Origin of the sequence: Flavonifractor sp. An82, from assembly GCF_002159265.1 — a bacterium.
Taxonomy (GTDB): Bacteria; Bacillota; Clostridia; order Oscillospirales; family Oscillospiraceae; genus Flavonifractor.
The window spans coordinates 96,652-119,088 of record NZ_NFHG01000009.1; the positions used below are offsets into that span (position 1 = coordinate 96,652).

20 protein-coding genes and 1 tRNA gene are annotated in these 22,437 nt (G+C 61.0%); 16 read left to right on the forward strand and 5 right to left on the reverse strand.

Features of this window, described 5'->3' with window-relative positions; all coding sequences use genetic code 11:
* Nucleotides 1-5 precede the first annotated feature (5 nt).
* From B5G34_RS10775 to B5G34_RS10790, 3 genes are all read left to right on the forward strand, one after another.
* On the forward strand, nucleotides 6-701 hold the full coding sequence (locus tag B5G34_RS10775) for a hypothetical protein (RefSeq protein ID WP_087337074.1): 696 nt from the start codon (nucleotides 6-8) through the stop codon (nucleotides 699-701).
* Nucleotides 702-704: 3 nt separating this feature from the next.
* Nucleotides 705-1,205, forward strand: a complete 501-nt coding sequence (locus B5G34_RS10780) for a hypothetical protein (RefSeq protein WP_087337077.1) — start codon at nucleotides 705-707, stop codon at nucleotides 1,203-1,205.
* Between the two features lie 629 nt (nucleotides 1,206-1,834).
* On the forward strand, nucleotides 1,835-2,257 hold the full coding sequence (locus tag B5G34_RS10790; protein ID WP_087337084.1) for a single-stranded DNA-binding protein: 423 nt from the start codon (nucleotides 1,835-1,837) through the stop codon (nucleotides 2,255-2,257).
* Nucleotides 2,258-2,450: 193 nt separating this feature from the next.
* On the opposite strand, the gene B5G34_RS10795 is transcribed toward B5G34_RS10790, so the two are convergent.
* Entirely contained in the window at nucleotides 2,451-3,494 is a 1,044-nt protein-coding gene (locus B5G34_RS10795; protein WP_087337087.1) for a lambda-exonuclease family protein, read from the reverse strand.
* On the reverse strand, nucleotides 3,436-3,627 hold the full coding sequence (locus B5G34_RS18775; protein WP_162609468.1) for a hypothetical protein: 192 nt from the start codon (nucleotides 3,625-3,627) through the stop codon (nucleotides 3,436-3,438). The genes B5G34_RS10795 and B5G34_RS18775 overlap by 59 nt, the downstream gene beginning before the upstream one ends.
* A gap of 797 nt (nucleotides 3,628-4,424) precedes the next feature.
* Between B5G34_RS18775 and B5G34_RS10800 the strand changes: the two genes are divergently transcribed.
* Together B5G34_RS10800 and B5G34_RS10805 are read left to right on the forward strand one after the other, a co-directional pair.
* On the forward strand, nucleotides 4,425-4,637 hold the full coding sequence (locus B5G34_RS10800; protein ID WP_087337090.1) for a helix-turn-helix domain-containing protein: 213 nt from the start codon (nucleotides 4,425-4,427) through the stop codon (nucleotides 4,635-4,637).
* A gap of 17 nt (nucleotides 4,638-4,654) precedes the next feature.
* Entirely contained in the window at nucleotides 4,655-6,043 is a 1,389-nt protein-coding gene (locus B5G34_RS10805; RefSeq protein ID WP_087337093.1) for a site-specific integrase, read from the forward strand.
* Nucleotides 6,044-6,248: 205 nt separating this feature from the next.
* Here B5G34_RS10805 and B5G34_RS10810 read toward each other — a convergent pair.
* A tRNA-Arg gene (locus B5G34_RS10810) sits at nucleotides 6,249-6,325 on the reverse strand.
* Nucleotides 6,326-6,964: 639 nt separating this feature from the next.
* Between B5G34_RS10810 and typA the strand changes: the two genes are divergently transcribed.
* Both typA and B5G34_RS10820 read left to right on the forward strand, forming a co-directional pair.
* Nucleotides 6,965-8,788, forward strand: coding sequence for a translational GTPase TypA (gene typA, locus B5G34_RS10815; protein ID WP_087337096.1), 1,824 nt, complete (start codon nucleotides 6,965-6,967; stop codon nucleotides 8,786-8,788).
* Between the two features lie 85 nt (nucleotides 8,789-8,873).
* The gene (locus tag B5G34_RS10820) at nucleotides 8,874-9,707 is read left to right on the forward strand and encodes an EamA family transporter (RefSeq protein WP_087337099.1); all 834 of its coding nucleotides are present in this window, start codon (nucleotides 8,874-8,876) and stop codon (nucleotides 9,705-9,707) included.
* Nucleotides 9,708-9,757: 50 nt separating this feature from the next.
* Here the strand turns inward: B5G34_RS10820 and B5G34_RS10825 are convergent, their stop codons facing one another.
* Together B5G34_RS10825 and B5G34_RS10830 are read right to left on the reverse strand one after the other, a co-directional pair.
* Nucleotides 9,758-10,762, reverse strand: a complete 1,005-nt coding sequence (locus tag B5G34_RS10825; RefSeq protein WP_087337102.1) for an ATP-binding protein — start codon at nucleotides 10,760-10,762, stop codon at nucleotides 9,758-9,760.
* Nucleotides 10,763-10,765: 3 nt separating this feature from the next.
* Nucleotides 10,766-11,767: a DnaD domain protein gene (locus tag B5G34_RS10830; RefSeq protein WP_087337105.1), complete on the reverse strand. Its 1,002-nt coding sequence runs from the start codon at nucleotides 11,765-11,767 to the stop codon at nucleotides 10,766-10,768.
* A gap of 186 nt (nucleotides 11,768-11,953) precedes the next feature.
* Here B5G34_RS10830 and B5G34_RS10835 point away from each other — a divergent pair, with 186 nt between their 5' ends.
* From B5G34_RS10835 to B5G34_RS10875, 9 genes are read left to right on the forward strand one after another with little or no spacing between them, the layout of a single operon-like run.
* Complete coding sequence (locus B5G34_RS10835) at nucleotides 11,954-12,268, forward strand: cell division protein ZapA (protein WP_087337108.1); 315 nt, start codon at nucleotides 11,954-11,956, stop codon at nucleotides 12,266-12,268.
* A gap of 43 nt (nucleotides 12,269-12,311) precedes the next feature.
* On the forward strand, nucleotides 12,312-14,390 hold the full coding sequence (locus tag B5G34_RS10840) for a U32 family peptidase (RefSeq protein ID WP_087337111.1): 2,079 nt from the start codon (nucleotides 12,312-12,314) through the stop codon (nucleotides 14,388-14,390).
* Between the two features lie 6 nt (nucleotides 14,391-14,396).
* The gene (dut, locus tag B5G34_RS10845; protein ID WP_087337114.1) at nucleotides 14,397-14,846 is read left to right on the forward strand and encodes a dUTP diphosphatase; all 450 of its coding nucleotides are present in this window, start codon (nucleotides 14,397-14,399) and stop codon (nucleotides 14,844-14,846) included.
* Between the two features lie 20 nt (nucleotides 14,847-14,866).
* Nucleotides 14,867-15,457 carry a Maf family protein gene (locus tag B5G34_RS10850; protein WP_087337117.1) on the forward strand — a complete coding sequence of 197 codons (591 nt, stop codon included), beginning with the start codon at nucleotides 14,867-14,869 and terminating at the stop codon, nucleotides 15,455-15,457.
* A 22-nt stretch (nucleotides 15,458-15,479) separates the two neighbouring features.
* Complete coding sequence (gene mreC, locus B5G34_RS10855) at nucleotides 15,480-16,322, forward strand: rod shape-determining protein MreC (RefSeq protein WP_087337120.1); 843 nt, start codon at nucleotides 15,480-15,482, stop codon at nucleotides 16,320-16,322.
* A 46-nt stretch (nucleotides 16,323-16,368) separates the two neighbouring features.
* On the forward strand, nucleotides 16,369-16,881 hold the full coding sequence (locus B5G34_RS10860) for a rod shape-determining protein MreD (protein ID WP_087337123.1): 513 nt from the start codon (nucleotides 16,369-16,371) through the stop codon (nucleotides 16,879-16,881).
* A 16-nt stretch (nucleotides 16,882-16,897) separates the two neighbouring features.
* Nucleotides 16,898-18,367, forward strand: a complete 1,470-nt coding sequence (locus B5G34_RS10865; RefSeq protein WP_087337126.1) for a DUF6056 family protein — start codon at nucleotides 16,898-16,900, stop codon at nucleotides 18,365-18,367.
* Between the two features lie 22 nt (nucleotides 18,368-18,389).
* Nucleotides 18,390-20,567: a penicillin-binding transpeptidase domain-containing protein gene (locus tag B5G34_RS10870; RefSeq protein WP_087337129.1), complete on the forward strand. Its 2,178-nt coding sequence runs from the start codon at nucleotides 18,390-18,392 to the stop codon at nucleotides 20,565-20,567.
* Nucleotides 20,568-20,581: 14 nt separating this feature from the next.
* On the forward strand, nucleotides 20,582-22,423 hold the full coding sequence (locus tag B5G34_RS10875) for a glycoside hydrolase family 13 protein (protein WP_087337132.1): 1,842 nt from the start codon (nucleotides 20,582-20,584) through the stop codon (nucleotides 22,421-22,423).
* The last annotated feature ends 14 nt before the right edge of the window (nucleotides 22,424-22,437 follow it).

The window sequence follows — 22,437 nt, forward strand, 5'->3', positions numbered from 1 at the left end:
TTATTATGGACAAACGGACATATTACACGGCGGTTGGCCGGTTCACCAAGCGGCATGATGCGGATGGGAATACATATCCCGTGATCTATGTCAATCAGCAGGAGCATCTTCTGGACCTCCAGGAAATGGCCGTGTGGACGGCGCTGACTTGGCGCCTGTCCGATTTCCGCCAGTTGGAGCGAAAGTATGATTTGCTGGCAAGGGAACTGCATCTGCTGGAGCCGCGCACCCTGGAAAACTGTCTGCACCATCTGGAGGTGCGCGGGCTGGTGCCCTCCGGTAGCGGCGAGGATGACCTGGAGGCCCTGTATGATTTGCTCGGCGGATTGTATGTGGTGCCGATTTCAGAGAGCCTGTTTCTTCGCATCGCCACCTTTGCAAAACTGACATTTCTGGGCGGTGTACCGTTCTCCACCACAAAGAACCTGTTTCAGCGGCGGAAGATGGATGAATGCGAGAATCGGATTTTGGCGCTGTCCAGACAGGCGCTGCTATCCACTGCGGAGTTGGTCAAATGCGTAGAACTGGGGATCTTTGACCTCTCCTCCGGCGAGCGGGTCATAGACGCTCTGTACGATGACGTCGATACGACCAGCGATAATATCCGCTATCTGATGCTCAGCGCGGACAGCCGCGCATCTGTCACCCTGGCGGTAGCGAACCTGTGTCTGGGCAAACAGATCATTTTTGAGAGGGTATAGGCGATGCGGCAGTTCAGAGACTGGCCCGCCGCCCTTCAGCGCAAATGGCTCTTGTCCTGGGCGGCGGGCGCGGCCTTCCTTACCGTAGGAATCGCGGTCTTTCTCGCGCTGGAGGACCGGCCCCTGTTGATCATCAGCACCCTGCTGGCGGCTTGTGTCGCCCTGCGCTGCATGGCCTTTTACCGGACAGCGGCAGGCGGAAACTATGAAGTCATCACAGGCATCTGCGTCGGCCTGGGACACGCCGGCCTAAGACGGAGCCGGACGGTTCGGATGCTCTTGACCGACGGAACGGAATATGAGGTGGCGTTGGATAAGCGCATCGCTCTTCGGATCGGGAACCGCTACCAGCTTTACTTCCGCCTGGTCCCCGGCTTGTCCGGCGGCCAGGCGTTCCCCAGGCAGGCGCTTATGGACAGCCAGTTTTTAGCCCTTGAGGATCTGGGTGAGTACCACATAGACAAAGATGCTGAGGACGCCGTGCAGAAATCTGAACTGCACTGATGTGTTTTCCATACAGAAAGGCATTGAGGCGGAATTACGGCATACCGGCGGGAAAGGAGTATCCTTATGGACAAACCTCGGGCATATGAAAAAGTCAGCCAAATCACGCTTCCTGACCCCAGTGACCAGGACCCACACCCTCGGCTCCGGGTAAATGGACGCGGCATCCATGCCGGGGAGAGTTTTACAGCCCTCTTCCCAGACGGGTGGCACGACGTCACCCTGGAAGTATGCTGGGATGTCGCGGGCCCGGCCTGCTGGTATATCTCCAATGCCGGATTCTCCGGCATCTGCCCGGTCGGTCTTTTTGTTCGCCGGTAATTTCCGGCACCCATATCAGAGACACAAATTCTTGTAGAAAATTCAGCCGCGGCATACTATATATAGTATAATAACGCTTGACAAAATCAATATATAGTGGTACACTACCATTGTAATTGATTCTTTGTGCGCTCCTCATTTTGAGGGTAGGCTATGAAACAGCCTATGAGCGAGAGGTCTCGCATTGCACACGTTGTCAGGTTTGTACGTGAGTGCCAGCGGAACGACTGCGCCCTTTTGAGGGGTGTGTCTGCTCCCTGGTGCTTTTTATATATATTTAGTAAAGCCGTCAGGCGGAAAGGAGTGTTATGGCCCAAGCGATTGTTTTTGGCCGGGTCACCACTGGTCTTGAACTGAAAACCAGTTTGAAGAACAACCCCTATGTGATGTTTTCCCTGGCCGAACACTTTGGATTCGGGGAGGCCGCACGCACCCAATTCATTCAGGTGTGGGCGTGGGGGCATCTGGCACATCAACTGGTAAAATGCAGTGTGGCAAAGGGAAGCACGATTTGGGTATCCGGTTTTCTGGAGTTATCCGATTACACCAGAAAAGACGGCGTCACCAAGGACAAGCGCCTGAAGCTCACACTGAAAGACTGGGGGTTTCTTCCCGGCACAGGACGATCCAGGCAAGAACCTGCATCCCAAACCGGCGCAATGGAGGCGCCCGCAGCAGAACCGCCCACTGCCGACATCATCGACGGTGAGCGGGAGGAACTTCCGGAGTAAGGCTCCGGGTACGCAAGAGGCACGATAAAGCGGATCAGATGGTCATGGTATCGGTAGGGGCTGCGGGCGTCTTCAGGGACCATCATATCGGCCGTTTTCATCCGAAGGACGGCAAATCTGCTTGCCTCATTGTAGAAGAGTACGCGATCAAATGCCGCTACAAAGCCCATTTTTAATCATCACCTCCGTGTAATCATGCCGCACTGTCCGAAACCTTTTTGACAAGAAACCTTCGGCTCTCGGACGTCTTGACATATTCGCTGTAGATTTCCGGGTGGACCGCTTTGAGCCGGTCCAAGCCCTCTTTGGGAATGCTCTGCTTATAGACCGGGTTGTAGGTAATGGTATAGTTGCCCTCGGCATCCTCATAGAGCGCCTTGCAGCTATTTCCCATATCCGCCACGATCAGGGCTTTCAAGCGGGCCATTTCCTTATCCAGCTTTTTGATCTCGGCGTCAAAGCCGGATTTCTGTTCCTGCAACTGCATAAACTGCTTCACTCGGCTGAACTGCGGCGGTGTAATAACCACCGGCGGCGCGTCTGTGGCCGCAGGACCCAAGAGGCGCTGGACGCTTTTCATGACCAGATCGCCGTTCTCGGTGTATTCCGGCGGTAGCTGTTTCACCACGTTTTCATTCCAGAACGTGTCCTCCAAGGCAATTAGTTCCTCCTCATAGGCCATATCGCGGTCAATGCTTCGGATGATCGCCTCCCGGGTGTCTGTGAACAGGCAGCAGAAGAAGGTCTTGCCGTAATTCATCACTGCCATATAGTGACGCCCCTGGCTTTCATAGTACGCGGGGACGATTTCTTTCCCGGCATACCACCAGTTTTCAGAGGAATTTGACGTGCTTGTTTTACACTCCAGGATGGCTATGCTGCCGTCTGGCAGTTCCACCAGATAGTCCAGGTCCGCCAGCATCCAGGGATATTGCGGATGCTGGAACATGAACTTCTTTTGGAATACCTTCAGTCCGGTGCGCTTTGAAAAGATCTCCGCCACCAGCGGCTCCAGACGGTGCCCGATCTCCTTGGCGACCCAGTTTTCGTCATCCGCCGCTGCGGAGATCCCCAGTTTGTCGTAGTACAGATCACGGCCCGTCATAAAGGGGGAGATCCCAAGGACCGCGGCGGCATCGCTCCCGCCAATCCCTCTCCGCCGGTAAGCAAGCCATTCCTCACGCGGCAATTCTGAGGTTTCTACCAGTACCAGCGGCTGATATGCCGTTGTCCCCATAGACGTCGAAATCCTCCTCTCCAAGCATCACGGTTCTCAGTTCTTCCTTTAAGACCTGCCTGTTGTTGCCCCTCCGCAGTTTCTTGTGGAGCCTGCTGCGGCGGTGGGGCCGCCATTTCTTTCGGTGCTTCATGGTTGTCGTTCTCCTTTCGATTTTGATATATTCTCAAAGCCTGTCGGCTTTTGAGCAAAAAAAGAAAGCGAGAACAACTGAGGCCGACATATGCCAGCGATCCATCCGCCTTTCGGCGGCGTACAGTCATTCTCGCTTTCGCGATGGGGAATACCCCTATAAAATTGAAAATATCAGCAGCAGTCCACCCCCTGGGCGCACCAATGCCGCTGATCAACCGTTCAAACCTAACAACGTGTGCAATGCGATACCCTATCGCTCACAGGCCGTTGACCTGCCCTCAAAATGAGGAGCGCACAAAGAATCAATTACATGATGGATTGTACCACAATATATTGTGCATGTCAATATGGATCGAACATGATTTTGTGTATTCAGACAATCGGAGACAATATGAGCCACGACTACGCCGGATGAAGTTCTATGGCACGGGAGGTCGCGGGGAACCAAGGGAACCCCCACCGGACTTCCCGTGTTTTGCTTTACACAGGGCATTTTACAAACGGAAAATGCCTTCTGTCTGCACCTTGACAAATGCCGGCGGCGAACTGCCAGGGCCATATCTCTGTTCCGGGAGTCATACAGGAGCGGCAGACAGTGTGCATTTGCGCGCCTGCCGTTGAAATCGCGCATAGCGCAGCCTGGAAATACGCGGTCTGAAGCGAGAGCGCAGGAATTGGCCCGGAGCGGATTAGAATTTGGTTTAGAACGTGTTGTTTTTGCTGACGGAAATTCGTACAATATCTTTGTAAGGGTACTGTGGAATTTCCTCAGCCACACATGAAAGGAGGATTTTTGTGGCTGAAATCACTTCAACGAACCCAAGAGCCACTCCTGAAAAGAGAAGCTATTCTGTCGCAGAAGTCGCCGAAATACTCGGCGTAAGCAAGCGGTCTGTATATAATCTCTGTTCCAGCGGCGAACTGAAAAGCGTCCGCATTGGGACAAAACTGCGGATCTCAAAGAAATCTTTTGATGAGTGGCTTGACGGTGTAGATCATGTTGATTGAAAGGAGTCCACAGAATTATGGCATCCATCCAAAAGCGCGGCAAGAAATATGCCGTGGTTTACACCTACGAAGATTCATCAGGGACCAAAAGACAAAAGTGGGAAACTTTTACCACGAAAAGGGAGGCCGCCGCAAGAAAGAGCCAGGTAGAATATGAAATCGACAACGGTTCCTTCATCCCGCCGTCAACGATAACGGTCAAAGACTTCTTGAAAGACTTTGTTGACCTCTATGGGGCAAAGCGATGGGGGCTTTCCGCTTTTTCTGGGAACACAAGCCTTATCAACAACTATATCAATCCGCTGTTGGGTGAGTACAATGTCCAGGACATCAACCGGCGTGTTGTTGACGGCTTCATCCAGAAGCTGCAGAAGACCACCCCGGTGTCCACCCCTTTTCGCCGGGCGCGCACCGAGTTTCTGCCGCCGTGTACCATCGAAAAGATCTGCAAGGTGATGCATTGTGCCTTTAGGCAGGCCGTGAGATGGGACATGGTGGCAAAAAATCCGTTCGATGATGTCCTGCTCCCCAAGAAGGAAAAGAAACGGCGGGAAATCTGGACGGTCGAGATCATCCGCAAGGCGCTGGACAACTGCTCAGACGGAAAGCTCTTTGTGGCGATCAATCTGTCGTTTGCCTGCTCACTGCGGATGGGAGAGATCACAGGTTTGACCTGGGACTGTGTCCATATCACCGACGATGATATTGCGCGAGACGACGCCTATATCATCATCGACAAGGAGTTGGCCCGGGTGAGCCAGGATGCGATCCAGGCAATCGGGGAAAAGGACATCCTGTTCATGTTCCCCCGGATCACAAAGGCCAAGTCCACGACACGTCTGGTGCTGAAAAGGCCCAAGACTGAAACCAGTATCCGAAAGGTCTGGCTCCCCAAGACCCTGGCCTATATTCTTCGGGACTGGAAGCAGAAGCAGGACAAGCTCAAGGAACTTATGGGCGAGGAATACAGTGATTATAACTTGGTGCTTGCCTTGGAAACTGGACGGCCCTGCGAGGATCGCGTGATCGGCAATCAGTTTGAGCGGCTGAAAAAGTCGGCAGGACTGCCCGATGTAGTTTTTCATTCCCTGCGTCACTCCAGCACCACCTATAAGCTGAAGATCAATCACGGAGATATTAAGGCCACCCAGGGGGACACTGGACACGCACAGGCCACGATGGTCACAGAGGTCTACGCCCATATCATCGACGAGGAGCGCAAGATCAACGCCCAGAAGTTTGAGACCGCCTTCTACGCAAATCCGGATATGCGACTTGTAGAGCGACAGCTCCAGCCCCCGGTGGAACAGCCAAAGCCTGGTCTGGATCTTCAGCAGCTACTTACACAGTTGCAGGAAAACCCGGAGTTGGCGAGTCAGTTGAAATCCCTTCTGCAAGCGGGGTAATAAAAGGACTCGAAACATACACCAGAGGACACAAAACGACCCATTAGCAAAAACCCCATTTTCATTAGCAGACATACCTAAAATCGTTCGATTCCCCCACGGCAAGATGGTTGGAAACACATAGGATAATTGGGAAATTGATTGATTTCACTCCGTAACAATTTTGAATAAAAAACGCCGTGATTTCGCAAAATCACAGCGTTTTTGGCACCCCCGGGCAGGCTCGAACTGCCGGCGTTCCGCTTAGGAGGCGGACCCTCTATCCATCTGAGGTACGGGGGCATATGAAGTTTTCTCTCGCCAGGTGATAGGTGAGCATGGACTTAGGAGGCGGACCCTCTATCCTGGTGAGGTACGGGGGCATATACAGAAATTATTCAGTTATACATGGCTCCGGGATTCGAACGGTTCGATTGTTAGGAGGCGGTCGCTCTATCCTGCTGAGCTACAGGGACATCTATAAAATATTAAGTTATTGACTATTGCCTTTTTCCTAAAGGTGTTTGTTGTAACGCGACCTTAGGAGGCGACCGCTCTATCCAACTGAGCTACGGGGGCTTATACAGAAAATATTCAATTTTACAGGGCTCCAGGATTCGAACGATTCGATTTTTAGGAGGCGGTCGCTCTATCCTGCTGAGCTACAGGCGCATATGAATCTGCGGGCGGAACAAAAACCCGCCAATACCGAATTATTGTAACCCAATTTCCGGTTGGTGTCAACGCTGACGGGTGGAAACATGCGGGTTTTTGTTGGTTTTTTTGCGGAAAGCTGTTGCATCGCCCGCGGGGCGTGCGGTATAATTAAGAGTCGAGCTTATCAGAATATTGCATACACCCAAATGTATGCCTTTTTGCGGGATATTTGCCGGGAAACTCAGGGCCCGGCGGTCTTGCCAGTATATCGGGAGGAAAGTTTACATGCAGAACGAGAAATTACGCAACGTAGCCATCATCGCCCACGTCGACCATGGCAAGACCACCCTGGTGGACGAAATGCTCAAGCAGGGCGGCATCTACCGCGAGAACCAGGCCACCGTGGAGCGCGTCATGGACTCCAACGATCTGGAGCGTGAGCGCGGCATCACCATTCTGGCCAAGAACACCGCCGTCCACTACAAGGACGTGAAGATCAACATCGTGGACACCCCCGGCCACGCCGACTTCGGCGGCGAGGTGGAGCGCATCCTGAAGATGGTCAACGGCGTCATCCTGCTGGTGGATGCTGCCGAGGGCCCCATGCCCCAGACCCGCTTCGTGCTGTCCAAGGCCCTGGAGCTGGGCCACAAGGTCATCGTGGTGGTCAACAAGATCGACCGCCCCGACCAGCGCATCCACGAGGTCATGGACGAGGTGCTGGAGCTGCTGCTGGACCTGAACGCCACCGACGAGCAGTTCGAGTCCCCCACCCTGTTCTGCTCCGGCCGCCAGGGCACCGCCTCCTACTCCCCCGACCAGCCCGGCACCGATCTGGTGCCCCTGTTTGAGACCATCGTCAACTATATCCCCGCCCCCGAGGCCGATGTGGAGGCTCCCTTCCAGATGCTGGTGTCCTCCATCGACTACAACGAGTTTGTGGGCCGGATCGCCATCGGCCGCATTGAGCGGGGCACTGTGAAACAGAACCAGGAGATCGTGGTGTGCAACTACCACAACCCCGATGAGGCCCCCAAGAAGGCCAAGGCCACCGCTCTGTACCAGTTTGACGGTCTGGGCAAGGTGCCCGTCACCGAGGCCGACGCCGGCAACATCATCGCCATGAGCGGTATCGGCGAGATCACCATCGGCGACACCATCTGCGCCCCCGACGCGGTGGAGCCCATCGAGTTCGTCAAGATCTCCGCCCCCACCATCGAGATGACCTTCTCCGTCAACGACTCCCCCTTCGCCGGCAAGGAGGGCAAGTTCGTCACCTCCCGCCAGCTGCGTGAGCGTCTGTTCCGGGAGACCATGAAGGACGTGTCCCTGCGGGTCACCGAGACCGACTCCACCGACGCCTTCAACGTGGCCGGCCGCGGCGAGATGAGCCTGTCCATCCTTATCGAGACCATGCGCCGCGAGGGCTACGAGTTCCAGGTCTCTCCCCCCCGTGTGCTCTTCCAGGAGATCGACGGCAAGAAGTGCGAGCCCATCGAGCGCCTGGTGGTGGACGTGCCCTCCGACAGCGTGGGCGCCGTCATCGAGAAGATCGGCTCCCGCAAGGGCGACCTGCTGGAGATGACCCCCGTGGGCGACCGGATGAAGATCGAGTTCCTGGTGCCCTCCCGCGGCCTGTTCGGCTACCGCAACGAGTTCCTCACCGACACCAAGGGCGAGGGCATCATGGCCTCCGTGTTCGAGTGCTACGCCCCCATGAAGGGCGAGATCCAGCGCCGCAACTCCGGCTCCCTGGTGTCCTTCGAGACCGGCGAGAGCGTGACCTACGGCCTGTTCAACGCTCAGGAGCGCGGCGTGCTCTTCATCGGCGCGGGCGTGCCCGTGTATGCCGGCATGGTGGTGGGCGAGACCCCCAAGCAGGAGGATATCTCCGTCAACATCTGCAAGAAGAAGCAGCTGACCAATATGCGTGCCTCCGGCTCCGACGAGGCCCTGCGCCTCACCCCGCCCCGCCAGATGTCCCTGGAGCAGTGCCTGGAGTTCCTGGCCGACGACGAGCTGCTGGAGGTCACCCCCCAGAGCCTGCGCCTGCGCAAGCGCATCCTCAGCCACGCCGACCGCATGAAGGCCCTGAAAGGCGGCAAGTGATCTGACTTGTAAAAACAGCGGCCCATCTCCCCCGGGATGGGCCGCTGTTTTATGGACATACATGATCGTAAGGAGAGAGTGAGAGATGCTGGATCTTCTGTTAGCCATCCTGTCCAGCGCGCTGGTGTCCGCCATGCTGCGCATCGGAGAGCGCCGTACCTCCGGCATGTACGGCCGTTTCGCCATGAATTACCTGTCCGGGGCCATCCTGGCCTATCTGGCCATGTCCTCCCGGGCCTTCTCCCTGGAGGGGGGCGGCTGGGCGGCCCTGGGGCTGGGCGCCGCCCAGGGCCTACTCTACCTGGGCACTCTGGTGATCCTCCAGGGCAACATCCGCAGAAACGGTGTGATTTTGTCGGGCACCTTTGCCCGGCTGGGCCTGGTGGTGCCCATGCTGTTCGCCGTGGTGGCTTTTGGGGAGCTGCCTACCGGGGTGCAGCTGGCGGGCTTCGTGCTGGCCTGCGCCGCCATCTGGCTCATCCGCACCGACAGCGCCGGAGAGGCGGTGACCAGCAAGACCGGCCTGTTGCTGCTGCTGGTGTGCTCCGGCCTCACCGACAGCCTGGCCAAGATCTTTGAGGCGGTGGGCAGCCGGGACCTGGACGGCTGGTTTCTGCTCATCACCTTCCTGGTGGCCCTGGTGGTATGCCTGGGCATGGTGGTCTATAAAAAGGAGCACCTGGGCTGGCGGGAGGTGCTGTACGGCTGCTTGGTGGGCATTCCCAACTACGGCTCGGTGTTCTTCCTGCTGCGGGCCCTGACCCAACTGCCCGCCGTGCTGGTGTACCCCACCTACAGCGCCGGCACCATTCTGGTCATCAGCCTCATCGGCGTGGCCGCCTTCCGGGAGCGTCCCGGCAAGCGCCAGTGGTGCGGCCTGGCCATCATCCTGGTGGCGCTGGTGCTGCTCAACCTGTGACCGCGAAAAAAGCCTGCTGCGTGTGCAGCAGGCTTTTTTGATATTGCAGGTCACAGCTGCTTCTTGCGCTGGAGCCGGATGTCCTCGCCGTAGAAGGGAAGCACCCGGTACTCCCCCTCCAGCCGGGAGGAGATCTGGGGCGTGTAGCGCTGGCGCACCTGGGCCATGGTCAGGTTGGAGGAGATCACCGTCTGCTTGTTGGCCATGAGCCGGGCATTGACCAGGGTGTACAGGGCGGACTGGACGAAGGGTGTGGTGAGCTCGCTGCCCAGATCGTCCAGGATCAGCAGGTCGCAGCCCAGGTACCGCTTGGTCTCGTCCTTGGCCTCCTCGGCGTCCAGCCGGTCCCGGGCGAACTTCTGCTCCTCAAACCGGGCAAACACGTTGACCGCCGTGTCGTACACCACGGAGAAGCCGTTTTCCGACACGGTGCGGGCGATGCAGGCGGACAGGAAGGTCTTGCCCAGCCCCGGCGGGCCCGAAAGAAACAGGTTGCGCAGCCTGAACCGGCCGAACTTCCGGGCGTAGTTGGAGCACATATCGAAGATGAACTCCATGTTCTCCCGGGGGGAGATCTCCTCCCCCGGCCAGGCCAAGGGGGAATAGTAGTCCATGGAGAAGGTCTCAAAGGACTGCTCCCCCAGGTCCAGCAGCTTGGACAGCTCCTTGATCTGCTCCTCGCCGCACAGTTTTTTCAGGCAGGTGCACATACGGGCTCCCACCCAGCCGGTGTCGTTGCACTTGGGGCAGGCGGGCTGCTCGTCCAGAGCGTCGGCCCCCCAGCCGTTCTGAAGGAGCAGATGGGTACGCTCGGCCTGGAGGGACAGGTTGTGGTCCTTGATGACCTGGATGGAGGGGGCCGGGTCCCGGCCCTCCCGCAGGGAGGAGGCGATGATCTGATACACCGTCCCTTTCAGCTCCCGGTCGATCTCCCGGAGCCGGGGCAGCTGGGCATAGATCTCCTCCTTGCGGCGGGCAAGGGCCTCCTCCCGCCGGCGGCGCTCCTCCTCCAGCCGCCGGGTGGCCCGACTCAGCACGCTGGCCTCGTATCCCATGGCTTATCCCTCCTTGTCCCGTTCCTTCTCCTGCCGGAGAAACTCCCGCATGCGTTCCAGATCCTCCCGCACCCGCCGGTCCACCTCGCCGGGGGCGGCGGGGTGGTCCTGCATGGCGGGTCTGCTGCCGCCGGCGGAGCCGGCAGTCTGGGCCGTCCGGGCGGGCTTGTCCCCCGCCTCGATCTCCGCCAGGGTGTGTAGGTTCTTCTTGTGCCAGCCCAGCAGGATACCGTTCATGTAGTCCCAGTCCATCTGCTGCTTCTTGTACACTGTCTTTTCGTAGGCCAGCCGCAGCACCTCGTCGGGGAAGCCCATGTCAGTCCAGGCGGCCACCTTCTTCTTCTCCTTCTCCACCAGAGGCCGGGGCTTGAGGCCCAGCAGCTGGAGAATGGCCCCCTCCCGGGTGCGGTAGAGGCTCTTGCGCTTTAAGTGGGCGTCAGCGGCCTGAGCGGTATCCACCCCCAGCCGCTTCCAGGCAAAGCCCTCCTTCAGTACCTGGGACATGCGGGGCCGCTGGCCCGCGCCGTATTTCCGTTCAAACTCCTCCACGCACCAGCTCACCAGCAGGCAGATCACCTCGGCAGGGAGGGCTAAATAGTCATACAGAGTGTACAGGCTCTTGAGGTCGGAGGTGGACAGCACCTTGCCCAGCCGCCGCTGGACCTCGTTCACCAGGCCGGGGAAGGTGGAGGTGGCGTCCTCGATCTCCCGGGTGATGTCGGCGGCGGTATAGTCGGGAGGGCCCTGGGGGGCGGGGATAGGGGCGGCCTCCTCCCGGGCCTTACCGTCGGACAGGCCCAGATTCACCAGGGCGGCGGAGGCCTCCTCCAGCCGCTGGCCGTCCCACTTGAGCCCCTTCCGGGCCTGGGCCGGGTCCAGCTCTCCCCCGTGGCGGAGCAGCCACAGGTAGAGCAGGGCGGCGTCCCCGTTGCCGCAGGCGGTGAGCCGGTCGGCCGCCCGGGCGTCCATGGATATGATATTGCCCGGCAGCAGCAGCTCCGGCATAGGGCATCCCCCTCTCTGTGATATCGTACCTGTTATCATACCACATACCCGGGGGGCGGTACAATCCCGGAGCAGATATTTCCGCCGGAGCTTTGGGCCAGCTCGAAAATTAACGAAGAATTTGTTTTTCTTCCAGGACGGGATGTGATATAATAACATATCTAATTATGGTCAGGAGGGGTTTGCATGAAAAACCGCGTCGCCGTTACCATTGCCGGGCAGGAATACACCCTGGTTGGCACCGAGGACGCCGGCTATACCGAGAAGGTGGCAGCCCACGTGGACGAAAAGGTGCGGGAGGTCATGGAAGGCGCCCGCGTCTCTCTGGTGGACGGTGCCGTCCTGGCGGCGGTGAATATTGCCGACGAATATTTTAAAGAGGTGGAGGCGGCGGAGAACCTGCGCCGCCAGCTGAAGGAATATCTGGAGGAGGCCACCAAGATGAAGCTGGAGCTCTCCGAGGCCAAGCGGGAGATCTTCAAGCTGCAGAACAAGAAGTAAGGAAACGGGGGGCGCCATGCCCCCCTGCTCCGGGAGGGATCGTATGTTGGAACTGCTCGCCCCCGCCGGGTCCATGGAGGCCGTGGCGGCGGCTGTTCAGAACGGCGCGGACGCCGTCTATTTGGGATACGGAGATTTTAATGCCCGCCGCAACGCGAAGAATTTCTCCCGGGAGGAATTTGCGGCGGCGGTTTCTTATTGCCATGTGCGGGGCGCCAAGGTGTATCTCACCCTGAACACCCTGCTCACCGACCGGGAGCTGCCCCAGGCCGCTGACTTTGCGCTGGAGGCCAGCAGTCTGGGGGCCGACGCGGTGCTGGTGCAGGACATGGGGGTACTGCGGATGGTCCGCCAGGTGGCCCCCGACCTGCCCGTCCACGCCTCCACCCAGATGACCGTCCACAACCTGGACGGCGTCAAGATGGCGGCCGACCTGGGTATGACCCGGGCGGTGCTCTCCCGGGAGCTGTCCCGGGACCAGATCGAATATATCTGCCAGAATTCCCCCATCGAGATCGAGGTGTTCGCCCACGGGGCCCTGTGCATGTGCTATTCCGGCCAGTGCTTCCTGTCCTCCGTCATCGGGGGCCGCTCTGGCAACCGGGGCCTGTGCGCCCAGCCCTGCCGGCTGAAGTACGGCTGGGAGGGCAAGGCGGACTCCTATCCCCTGTCCCTGAAGGACCTGTCTCTGGCGGGCTACCTGCGGGACCTGCGGAAGATGGGGGTAAAGTGCGTCAAGCTGGAGGGCCGCATGAAGCGGCCCGAATATGTGGCGGTGGTCACCGGCATCTACTCCCGGGCCATCCATGAGGACCGGGAGCCCACCCCCGAGGAGGTCAACCAGCTCCAGGCCGCCTTCTCCCGCCAGGGCTTCACCCAGGGCTACTATCTGGACCGGCAGGGGAGCCACATGTTCGGCGTGCGGGAGGAGACGAAAGAGCCCAAGGAGCTCTTCGCCATGGCCCGCAACACCTACCAGAGCGGAGAGGCCCAGCGGGTGCCAATTACCTTCTACGCCATGCTCCGCCCCGGCGAGCCCGCCCACGTGGGGGTCAAGGACCCCGACGACCGGGTGGCCACGGTGGAGGGGCCGGTGCCCGAGGAGGCCCGCACCCGTCCCCTGACGGCGGACGCGGTGGAAAAGCAGCTGGCCCGTACCGGCGGCACCCCCTACCGGGCTGACCGGATGCGGGTGCTGGTGGAGGACGGCCTGTCCCTCCCCCTGTCCACCCTCAACGCCCTGCGGCGGGAGGCTCTGGACCAGCTGACAAAGCAGCGGGAGCAGCTGCCCCGCCGCCGTACCGGCCAGTACCATCCCGGCGCCCGGTATGAGAACCGGCGGGAGGCCCCCGTCCTCACCATCTCAGTGCGGACAGCGGAGCAGGTTACCAAGGAATTGCTGGACCTGGGCCCTGCCATGGTGTACATCCCCCTGGAGGAACTGGCCGCCCACCCGGAGAAGGCCCAGGCCCCGGCGGGCACGTCCATCGGCGTCATTCTGCCCCGCATTGCCTGGGACCGGGAGTTCCCCCAGATGGTGGAGAACCTGAAGAAGGTGAAGGACCTGGGGGTACAGGACGCCCTGGTGGGCAACCTGGGCATGATCCCGGTGGCCAAAGATCTGGGCTTCACCCTGCGGGGAGATTTCGGCATGGAGGTCTATAATGCTCAGGCGGTGAAAGAATATAAGCGTCTGGGCTTTGCCTCCCTCACCCTGTCCTTTGAGCTGAAGTTCCCCCAGATCCGGGACCTGTCCAAGAGTCTGAATACCGAGCTCATCACCTACGGCCGGCTGCCCCTGATGATCATGGAGAACTGCATCATCAAAAACCGCACCGGCTCCTGCAACTGTCAGAACACCAACATTCTGACCGACCGGAAGGGGGCCCGGTTCCCGGTGGTCAAGGCCCCCGGCTGCCGCAATGAGCTGCTCAACTCCCAAAAGCTCTTCCTGGCGGACAAGGCCGCCGACTACCGCCGCATCGGCCTGTGGGCCCAGCGGCTGATGTTCACCACCGAAAATCCCCGGGAGTGCGTCCAGGTAGCCCAGCGCTATCTGGACCAGGGAAACTGGAGCCCCAACGAGTACACTCGGGGTCTTTACTATCGAGATGTGGAGTAACCATAGATGAAGCTGAAAATCAAAGCGGTATCCCCCAGGATCGGCCGGGACCTGCCCTGGCCCCAGCGGGCCACCGAAGGCTCCGCCGGCATGGATCTGTCCGCCTGTATCCAGGAGGATATCATCATTGCCCCCCGGCAGCTGGTGAAAATTCCCACCGGCATTGCCATCGCCCTGCCGGGGCCGGAGTATGTGGCCCTGGTGTACGCCCGCTCGGGGCTGGGCATCAAACACGGCGTCACCCTGTCCAACGGGGTGGGCGTGGTTGACAGCGACTACCGGGGGGAGATCATGGTGGGGCTCACCAATCTGTCCGACGTGCCCTACACCATCCACCCCGGCGACCGCATCGCCCAGCTGGTGGTCACACCCGTGGTCCTGCCGGAGCTGGAGCGGGTGGAGGAGCTGGACGACACCGGCCGTGGGGCCGGCGGCTTTGGGTCCACCGGGCAATAATGGAAAGGAACGAAACTCACATGGATATCATTCTGGCCTCCAAAAGCCCCCGGCGACGGGAGCTGCTGGAGCAGATGGGGGTGCGGGACTTCCGTATCATCACCCCCGACATTGACGAGCATATGGACCGGGACCTGCCCCCGGCGGAGCTGGTGCGGCAGATCTCGGAGGAGAAGGCCCGGGCGGTGGCCGCCCAGGTGGGCCCCGACGCGGTGGTCATTGCCGCCGACACGGTGGTGGCCCTGGACGGGGCGGTGCTGGGCAAGCCCGCCGATAAGGAGGAGGCCTTCCGGATGCTCTCCATCCTGTCGGGCTGCCGCCACCAGGTATATACCGGTCTCACCGTGCTTTACGGGGAGCAGTGCCACAGCCTGTGGGAGGAGACGGCAGTCACCTTCCGCCCCCTGGCGGCGGAGGAGATCGAGCACTATATCGCCACCGGGGAGCCCATGGACAAGGCGGGGGCCTACGGCATCCAGGGCTACGGCGCCCTGTTCATCGAGGGCATTTCCGGGGACTATTACAACGTAATGGGTCTGCCGGTGTGCCGTCTGGGGCGCATCCTCAGCCAGCTGGGCGTGGACTGCATGGCCCTGGCGGCGGGCAAGTAAGAAAGAGAGGCTGGACACAGGCGTGAAAGACTTTTTCCGGCACAATGGAATCCTGATCCTCATCGCCGCCATCCTGCTGGCCCTGGTGACGGCGGTGGTCTCCATGCTGCTGGGGGGGAAGGCCAACCCACTGGCCAATCTGGTGGGCATCATCACCACCCCGGTGCGCAACGGCATCAGTGCCGTCACCAACTGGGCGGAGGAGCGCTACTCCGACGCCTTTGAGCTGGAGCAGATGAAGGAGGAGCTGGAGGCCCTCAAGCAGGAGAACGCCGAGCTGAAGGCCAAGGAGCGGGAGTACGAGTCCGCCATCCAGGAGAACAAGCGGCTGTACAACCTGCTGGAGCTCACCCCCAAGGATAAGCAGTTCACCAAGGAGGCCGCCATGGTCACCGCCCGCACCACCTCCAACTGGGAGTCCACCCTCACCCTCAGCAAGGGCACCAATCAGGGCATCGCGGTGGACAACTGCGTGGTGGACGAGTACTGGAACCTGGTGGGCGTGGTGGCCGAGGTGGGGGAGAACTGGTGCACCGTGCGCACCCTCATTGACGCCAACGTGGAGCTGGGCGGCCAGCTGGTGCGCACCGGCGGCGCCGCCATTCTGGAGGGCGATCTGGCCCTGATGGAGCAGGGCAAGCTGAAGCTGACCTACCTGCCGGAAAACAGCCAGCTCATGTCGGGCGATCTGGTGACTACCTCGGGCCGGGGCGGCATATACCCCTCCGGGCTGGTGGCCGGCCACGTAGAGGAGGTACGCACCGACGCCTCCGGTATGACCGACTACGCGGTCATCGTGCCCGAGACCGATCTGGACAACCTGCAGCAGGTCTTTGTCATCAAGGACTTCACCATAGTCGAGTAAGGGCCGGACGCCTGCCGGCCTTCCCTGTGAAGGAGGAACCCATCCTGTGACGAGACGGGATTTTTTGATCAAGTGGGGCGTGTACGCCCTGGCGCTGCTGCCGGTGTGGTTCTGTGAGGTCTACCTGCTCAACCGCTATCCCCTGTTCGGCGTGTCCCCCATGCTGCTGCCCCTGGCCGCCGTGGCCGTGGCGGTGCTGGAGGGCACCGTGGCCGGAGCCGGCTTCGGCCTGGGGGTAGGCATATTATGCGACGCGGTGTACTTCAACCCCGACGGCGCCATGACGGTAGGCCTGTGCCTGCTGGGCGTAGGCGCGGGGGCCCTGGCCCAGTATGTGCTGCGGCAGAATCTGCTAGGCTGCCTGCTGTGCTCCCTGCTGGCCCTGCTGTGCATTGACGGGGCCCGGGTGCTGGTGTGGCTCATCGGCGGCAAGGCGGCCCTGCCCGCCCTGCTCAGTCTGGCCGGGCGGGAGATCGCCTGGTCCATGGTATTCGTTTTCCCGGTGTACGCCCTCTTCCTGTGGGTCTTCCGCCGGGTGCCGAAAAAGACGGTTTTGTAGGAAAAGAGAGAGAACAATGGAACAAAGCATACGTGTGTGGAAAAAATACGGGCCCTGGCTGCTGCTGGTCCTGCTGGCGGTCAGCCTGATCCCCGTGCTGCTGCTGGGGCGGTACGGCTGGCCCTCCGCCGACGACTACAGCTACGCCCTGCTGCCCCATGAGGCCACGCTGAACGGGGAGTGCCTGCTCAGCGGCAGCTGGCACGCCATGTGGAGCTACTACAAGGGCTGGCAGGGGACCTTCACCGCCATCGGCCTGATGTCCCTCACCCCCCTCACCTTTTCGGAGTACCTCTACTGGATCACCCCGGTGGTGATGCTGGCCTCCCTGTGCGCCGGTACCTTCAAGCTGGCGGACACCCTGGTCCGCCGGGTCCTGGGCGGCACCTGGCGGCAGACGATTTTTCTGGCCGTCCCCATTCTGCTGCTGTCCATCCAGTTCGTGGTCTCCCCCAAGGACACCTTCTACTGGTGGAACGGAGCGGTGTACTACACCTTTACCTACGGCATTATGCTGCTGCTGGTGGAGCGGCTGGTGGCCCTCAAGCTGGCCCAAACCCTGCGGCAGACCCTGTGGGCGGTACTGCCCGGTACTCTGTGTGCCCTGCTGGTAGGGGGGAGCAATTACGTCTCCGCCCTGCTGGCTACCCTGGTGTGCGGCCTCTTCCTGCTGTATTTCCTGTGGCGGGAGCGGAAGAAGGCTCTGCCCGCCCTGCTCCCCACGGCGGTACTGGTCGCCGCCTTTCTGATCAGTGTGGTGGCCCCCGGCAACCAGGTGCGGCAGGGCATGGCCGCGCCCCCCATCGGCGCGGTAGACGCGGTGCTCCATTCCATTGAGCAGGCCTGGGCCGATCTGCTGGAATGGTTCAGCTGGCCCATCCTGCTGAGCTTTTTCCTGATGATCCCGCTGCTGTGGGGACTGACCGGGAAAACCGGTTTCCGTTTCCCTCTGCCCCCGCTGTTTACTCTGTTCAGCTTCCTGCTCTTTGCCGCCCAGAATGCCCCCCACTTTTACGCCCTGGGGGAGGCCGGACCGGAGCGGCTGCGAAGCATCGTGTTTTATTCCTTTTTCTGGCTGGTGATCGCCAACCTGTGGTACTGGCTGGGCTGGGCCCGGCGGGCAGTGCTCCCCCGGCTGCCGGCGGCAGAAAAAATCCCCCGTATGCTGTGGGCGGCGGTACCGGTGCTGCTTCTGCTGCTGGCGTTCACCACCGTCCACTACCGCTACTATGACCAGAGCACTGCCGGACGGGCGCTGTCCGCCCTGGCCGACGGCTCGGCGGAATCCTACTGGCAGCAGCAGTCCGACCGGCTGTCGGTGCTCCAGGACCCCTCTGTTACCGATGTTCGGCTGGAGCCCCTGGACGTGTCCTGGAAGCTCCACGAGCTGATTTACAACGGCGATATGCATGAGGACCCGGAGGTCTGGGTCAACCAGGCCCTGGCCAACTTCTATCACAAAGACAGTGTAGCACTCACCCCCTGACCCCGGAAGGAGACCTGAACCTGTGGAAGGCAAGCAATTTCACATCCGAACCATCGTGGTAGCGCTGCTGCTCTTCGTGCTGCTGGCGGCCTTTATCGGCAACCTCTACCACCTGCAGGTGGTCAAGGTGGACGAATACCGGGCCGCCTCCGCCATGAAGATCTCCAACACCGTGACGGTGGAGGCCGCCCGGGGTGAGCTGGTGGACCGGTACGGACGCTCCCTGGTGAGCAACCGAGCCACCTATGAGATCACCCTCAACTCCTCCGTCATGGGCGCCGAGGCCCAGCGCAACGCCAATCTGCTCGATCTCATCCACATCTGTCAGGCCAACGGCCTGGAGTGGGAAGACACCCTGCCCATCTCCAAGGAGGCCCCCTTTACCTATACCAGCGAGACCCCCCTGGCCTACACCACCAGCGAGGGCAAGGTGGCCTTCACCTACCTGGGGGCCCTGCTGGACGCACTGCCCCTGGGCGAAAAGATCCTGCCCGACCGCTGGCGCACCGAGGATCTGGAGGCTGCCGCCAGCCTGGAGGCCCTGGGGGAGGGACTGACCGCCCAGGAGGTCATTGACGGCCTGCGGCAGTATTTCCTCATTGACGAGTCCGTGTCCGACGCCGACGCCCGTGCCCTCATCGGGGTACTCTACGAGCTCAACCTCCGCAGCCGGGACGTGAAGCGGACCGAGTATATTTTTGCCCAGGACGTGGATATCGACGTGATCTCCGCCATCAAGGAGCACAGCCTCACCGGCGTCAACATCTCGGCCACCACCGTCCGGCAGTACAACACCACCAGTGCCGCCCATCTGCTGGGCCGGGTAGGCGCCATTCAGGCCGCAAACCAGGACGCTTACAAGGCCAAGGGCTATAACATGAACGAGAAGGTGGGCATCGACGGGCTGGAATACGCCTTTGAGGACTACCTGCGGGGCAAGTCGGGCACCCTGATCCAGGAGATGTCCACCAGCGGCAAGGTGGTCAGCGAGAGCTGGAAGCTGGACAGCGAGACCGGCGAGCCCATGGAGCCCGAACCAGGCTACAACGTCATGACCACCCTGGACCTGCGGCTCCAGGAGAAGGTGGAACAGGTACTGGCCGATACCATTGAAGGCCTGGCCAACACCAAGGAGAAGGGCGCCGTGGTGGTACAGAGCGTCAACGACGGCGGCATTCTGGCCATGGCCTCCTACCCCACCTACGACCTGACCAAGGTGTACAGCAGCAACGAGGCCTATAACGAGGTGGCCAACAACCCGCTGAAGCCCTTTACCAACCGGGCCACCCGTGAGCTCTACTCCCCTGGCTCCACCTTCAAGCCCCTGGTGGCCATTGCCGCCCTTCAGGAGGGGCTTACCACCCCCACCGAGAAGATTGAGGACACCGGCTCGCTGCAGCTGCCCGAGGAGGAACACTATCCCTACGGCGACTCCCATCCCCAGTGCTGGATCTACCGCCAGTACCGGGGCACCCACGGCTGGGAAAACATGGCCGACGCCCTGCGGGACTCCTGCAACATCTACTTCTTCACCCTGGGCCACCGGCTGGGCATTGAGAAGATCGACGAATACGCCGCCATGTTCGGCCTGGGCCAGAAGACCGGCCTGGAGCTGGGCGAGGAGGAGGGCTATGTGGCCGGCCCCGAGACCAGCAAGATGCTGGGCCAGGAGTGGTACGGCGGCAACCTGCTCAACGCCGCCATCGGCCAGGATAACACCAACATCACCATGATCCAGCTGTCCAACTACATTGCCACCCTCATCAACGGAGGCAGCCGGTATGAGACCCACCTGCTCAAGACGGTGAAGTCCAGTGACTACTCCGAGACGGTATATGAGTATGAGGCCCAGCCGGTGGAGCAGCTGGACCTGAACCCCGCCTGGGTGGAGGCGGTGAAGGAGGGCATGTGGAAGGTAGCCAACGACGAGGAGAGCACCGTGGACCAGTACCTGAGCAATCTGGCGGTGGAGGTGGGTGCCAAGACCGGCTCCGCCCAGGTGTCCGCCGATGAAAACGCCAACGCCGTGTTCGTCCTCTTTGCCCCCTACGACGATCCCGAGATCGTCATCTCCATGGTGGTGGAGGGAGGCGCCTCCGGTGCCAACCTGGCCAGTGCCGCCGGGGAGATCGTCAACTACTACTTCGGCAGCGAGCATACCATGGAGTCCGTGGGAACCGAAAATACCTTGATCCGCTGAAGGGAGTCTTTTCTTTGCTGGATGCAATGACCTTTGACAGCCGGGACAGCCGGTATAAACAGCCCTATGGCGCGGTGCCCTCGGGCACTCAGGTGTCTCTCGCCCTGCGCCCCCTCCGGACGGAGGGCTTTTCCCAGGCGGTGCTCATCGCCTACTTTGAGTCCTCCCAGGAGCGGCGGCTGGAGCTGCCCATGGCCTGGGACGGCATCGACGGCGACCGGGACGTGCTCCGGGTCACCCTGGACACCGGGGACCATGTAGGCCTGGTGTGGTACTCCTTCCGCTTGTCCGGCCTGGACGGCCGCCAGGAGGAGCTGGGGCCCTATCAGCTGACGGTGTACGACGGCACCGATGTGGTACCCGGCTGGTTTGGGGAGGGGGTCACCTATCAGATCTTCCCCGACCGCTTCCGCCGCACCAGAGTGCCCGACCCCACCGGCATGCCGGGGGGACGCACCGTCCACACCAGCTGGTGGGAGGAACCGCAGTACCGGCCCGACGCCAACGGTGAGGTGCGCAACCGGGACTTCTTCGGCGGCGATCTGAAGGGGGTCATGGAGAAGCTGCCCTACCTCCACAGCCTGGGGGTGGAGACCCTCTACTTCTGCCCCGTCTTTGAGGCCCCGGAGAACCACCGCTACGGCACCGGCGACTATGAGAAGATCGACCCCATGCTGGGCACCGAGGAGGATTTTCGGGCCCTGTGCGACGCCGCCCACAAGCTGGGCATCCGCATCATGCTGGACGGCGTGTTCAACCATCAGGGCTATGTGAGCCGCTACTTCAACGGGGACGGTTCCTACCCGGAGAACGGGGCCTGCCAATCCCAGGACAGCCCCTACTACAAGTGGTATAATTTCTCCCACTGGCCGGACAAGTACGACTCCTGGTGGGGGATCTACTCCCTGCCCGCCGTCAACGAGGGGGAACCCTCCTACCGGGACTATATCTTCGGGGACGAGAACAGCATCGTCCGCCGCTGGCTGCGGGCGGGTGCCGACGCCTGGCGGCTGGACGTAGCCGATGAGCTCCCCGACGACTTTGTTCACGGCATCCACCAGGCGGTGCGGGAGACCGACCCCAACGCCGTGGTCATCGGCGAGGTGTGGGAGGACGGCTCCACCAAAATGGCCTACGGCGTCCGCCGCAAGCACATCCTGGGGGGCCACTGCGACGGGCTGATGAACTACCCCTTCCGCAACAGCCTGCTGGGCTACCTTATGGGCGGAGACGCCGCCGGATTCAAAAACACCATGGAGACCATCCGGGAGAACTATCCCCCCTTCGCTTTCCACTCCGCCATGAACTTTCTGGGCACCCACGACACCCCCCGCATCCTCACCCTGCTGGGCTACGGCGGGGACGGTCAGGACCACGACAAGGACTGGCGGGCCTCCTACTTCCTCACCCCGGAGCAGTACCTGCTGGGCCGGTCCAAGCTGATGCTGGGGGCCCTGGTGCTCTTCGCTTTCCCCGGTTCCCCCATGATCTATTACGGGGACGAGGCGGGCATCGAGGGCTTTGAGGACCCCTTCAACCGGCGGACCTACCGCTGGGAGATGGCGGATGACGTGCTCCGCCGCTGGTACGCCAAGCTGGGCAGGGCCCGCAGGGAGCTGCCCGCCCTGCGGCGGGGGAGCATCCGGTGGTGGACGGCCGAAGGCAAGCTGCTCTCCTTCCTGCGGGAGGGAGAGGGAGAGCCGGTGCTGGCCGCCGTCAACGTGAACAAGGACTCGGAGCGCATCGACCTGCCCTGGCCGGCGGTGGACTGGATGACCGGCCGGGAGCTGCCTGCCGGGCCGGTGTCCCTGCCCCCCATGACGGGCTGGCTGCTCACCCCTTATCAGCCGGAATAACAAAGAAAAACCGG

Coding starts and splice junctions, on each gene's coding strand:
- B5G34_RS10775 (WP_087337074.1), top strand. CDS start 6: ATGGACAAACGGACATATTACACGGCGGTTGGCCGGTTCACCAAGCGG.
- B5G34_RS10780 (WP_087337077.1), top strand. CDS start 705: ATGCGGCAGTTCAGAGACTGGCCCGCCGCCCTTCAGCGCAAATGGCTC.
- B5G34_RS10790 (WP_087337084.1), top strand. CDS start 1,835: ATGGCCCAAGCGATTGTTTTTGGCCGGGTCACCACTGGTCTTGAACTG.
- B5G34_RS10795 (WP_087337087.1), bottom strand. CDS start 3,494: ATGGGGACAACGGCATATCAGCCGCTGGTACTGGTAGAAACCTCAGAA.
- B5G34_RS18775 (WP_162609468.1), bottom strand. CDS start 3,627: ATGAAGCACCGAAAGAAATGGCGGCCCCACCGCCGCAGCAGGCTCCAC.
- B5G34_RS10805 (WP_087337093.1), top strand. CDS start 4,655: ATGGCATCCATCCAAAAGCGCGGCAAGAAATATGCCGTGGTTTACACC.
- typA (WP_087337096.1), top strand. CDS start 6,965: ATGCAGAACGAGAAATTACGCAACGTAGCCATCATCGCCCACGTCGAC.
- B5G34_RS10820 (WP_087337099.1), top strand. CDS start 8,874: ATGCTGGATCTTCTGTTAGCCATCCTGTCCAGCGCGCTGGTGTCCGCC.
- B5G34_RS10825 (WP_087337102.1), bottom strand. CDS start 10,762: ATGGGATACGAGGCCAGCGTGCTGAGTCGGGCCACCCGGCGGCTGGAG.
- B5G34_RS10830 (WP_087337105.1), bottom strand. CDS start 11,767: ATGCCGGAGCTGCTGCTGCCGGGCAATATCATATCCATGGACGCCCGG.
- B5G34_RS10835 (WP_087337108.1), top strand. CDS start 11,954: ATGAAAAACCGCGTCGCCGTTACCATTGCCGGGCAGGAATACACCCTG.
- B5G34_RS10840 (WP_087337111.1), top strand. CDS start 12,312: ATGTTGGAACTGCTCGCCCCCGCCGGGTCCATGGAGGCCGTGGCGGCG.
- dut (WP_087337114.1), top strand. CDS start 14,397: ATGAAGCTGAAAATCAAAGCGGTATCCCCCAGGATCGGCCGGGACCTG.
- B5G34_RS10850 (WP_087337117.1), top strand. CDS start 14,867: ATGGATATCATTCTGGCCTCCAAAAGCCCCCGGCGACGGGAGCTGCTG.
- B5G34_RS10865 (WP_087337126.1), top strand. CDS start 16,898: ATGGAACAAAGCATACGTGTGTGGAAAAAATACGGGCCCTGGCTGCTG.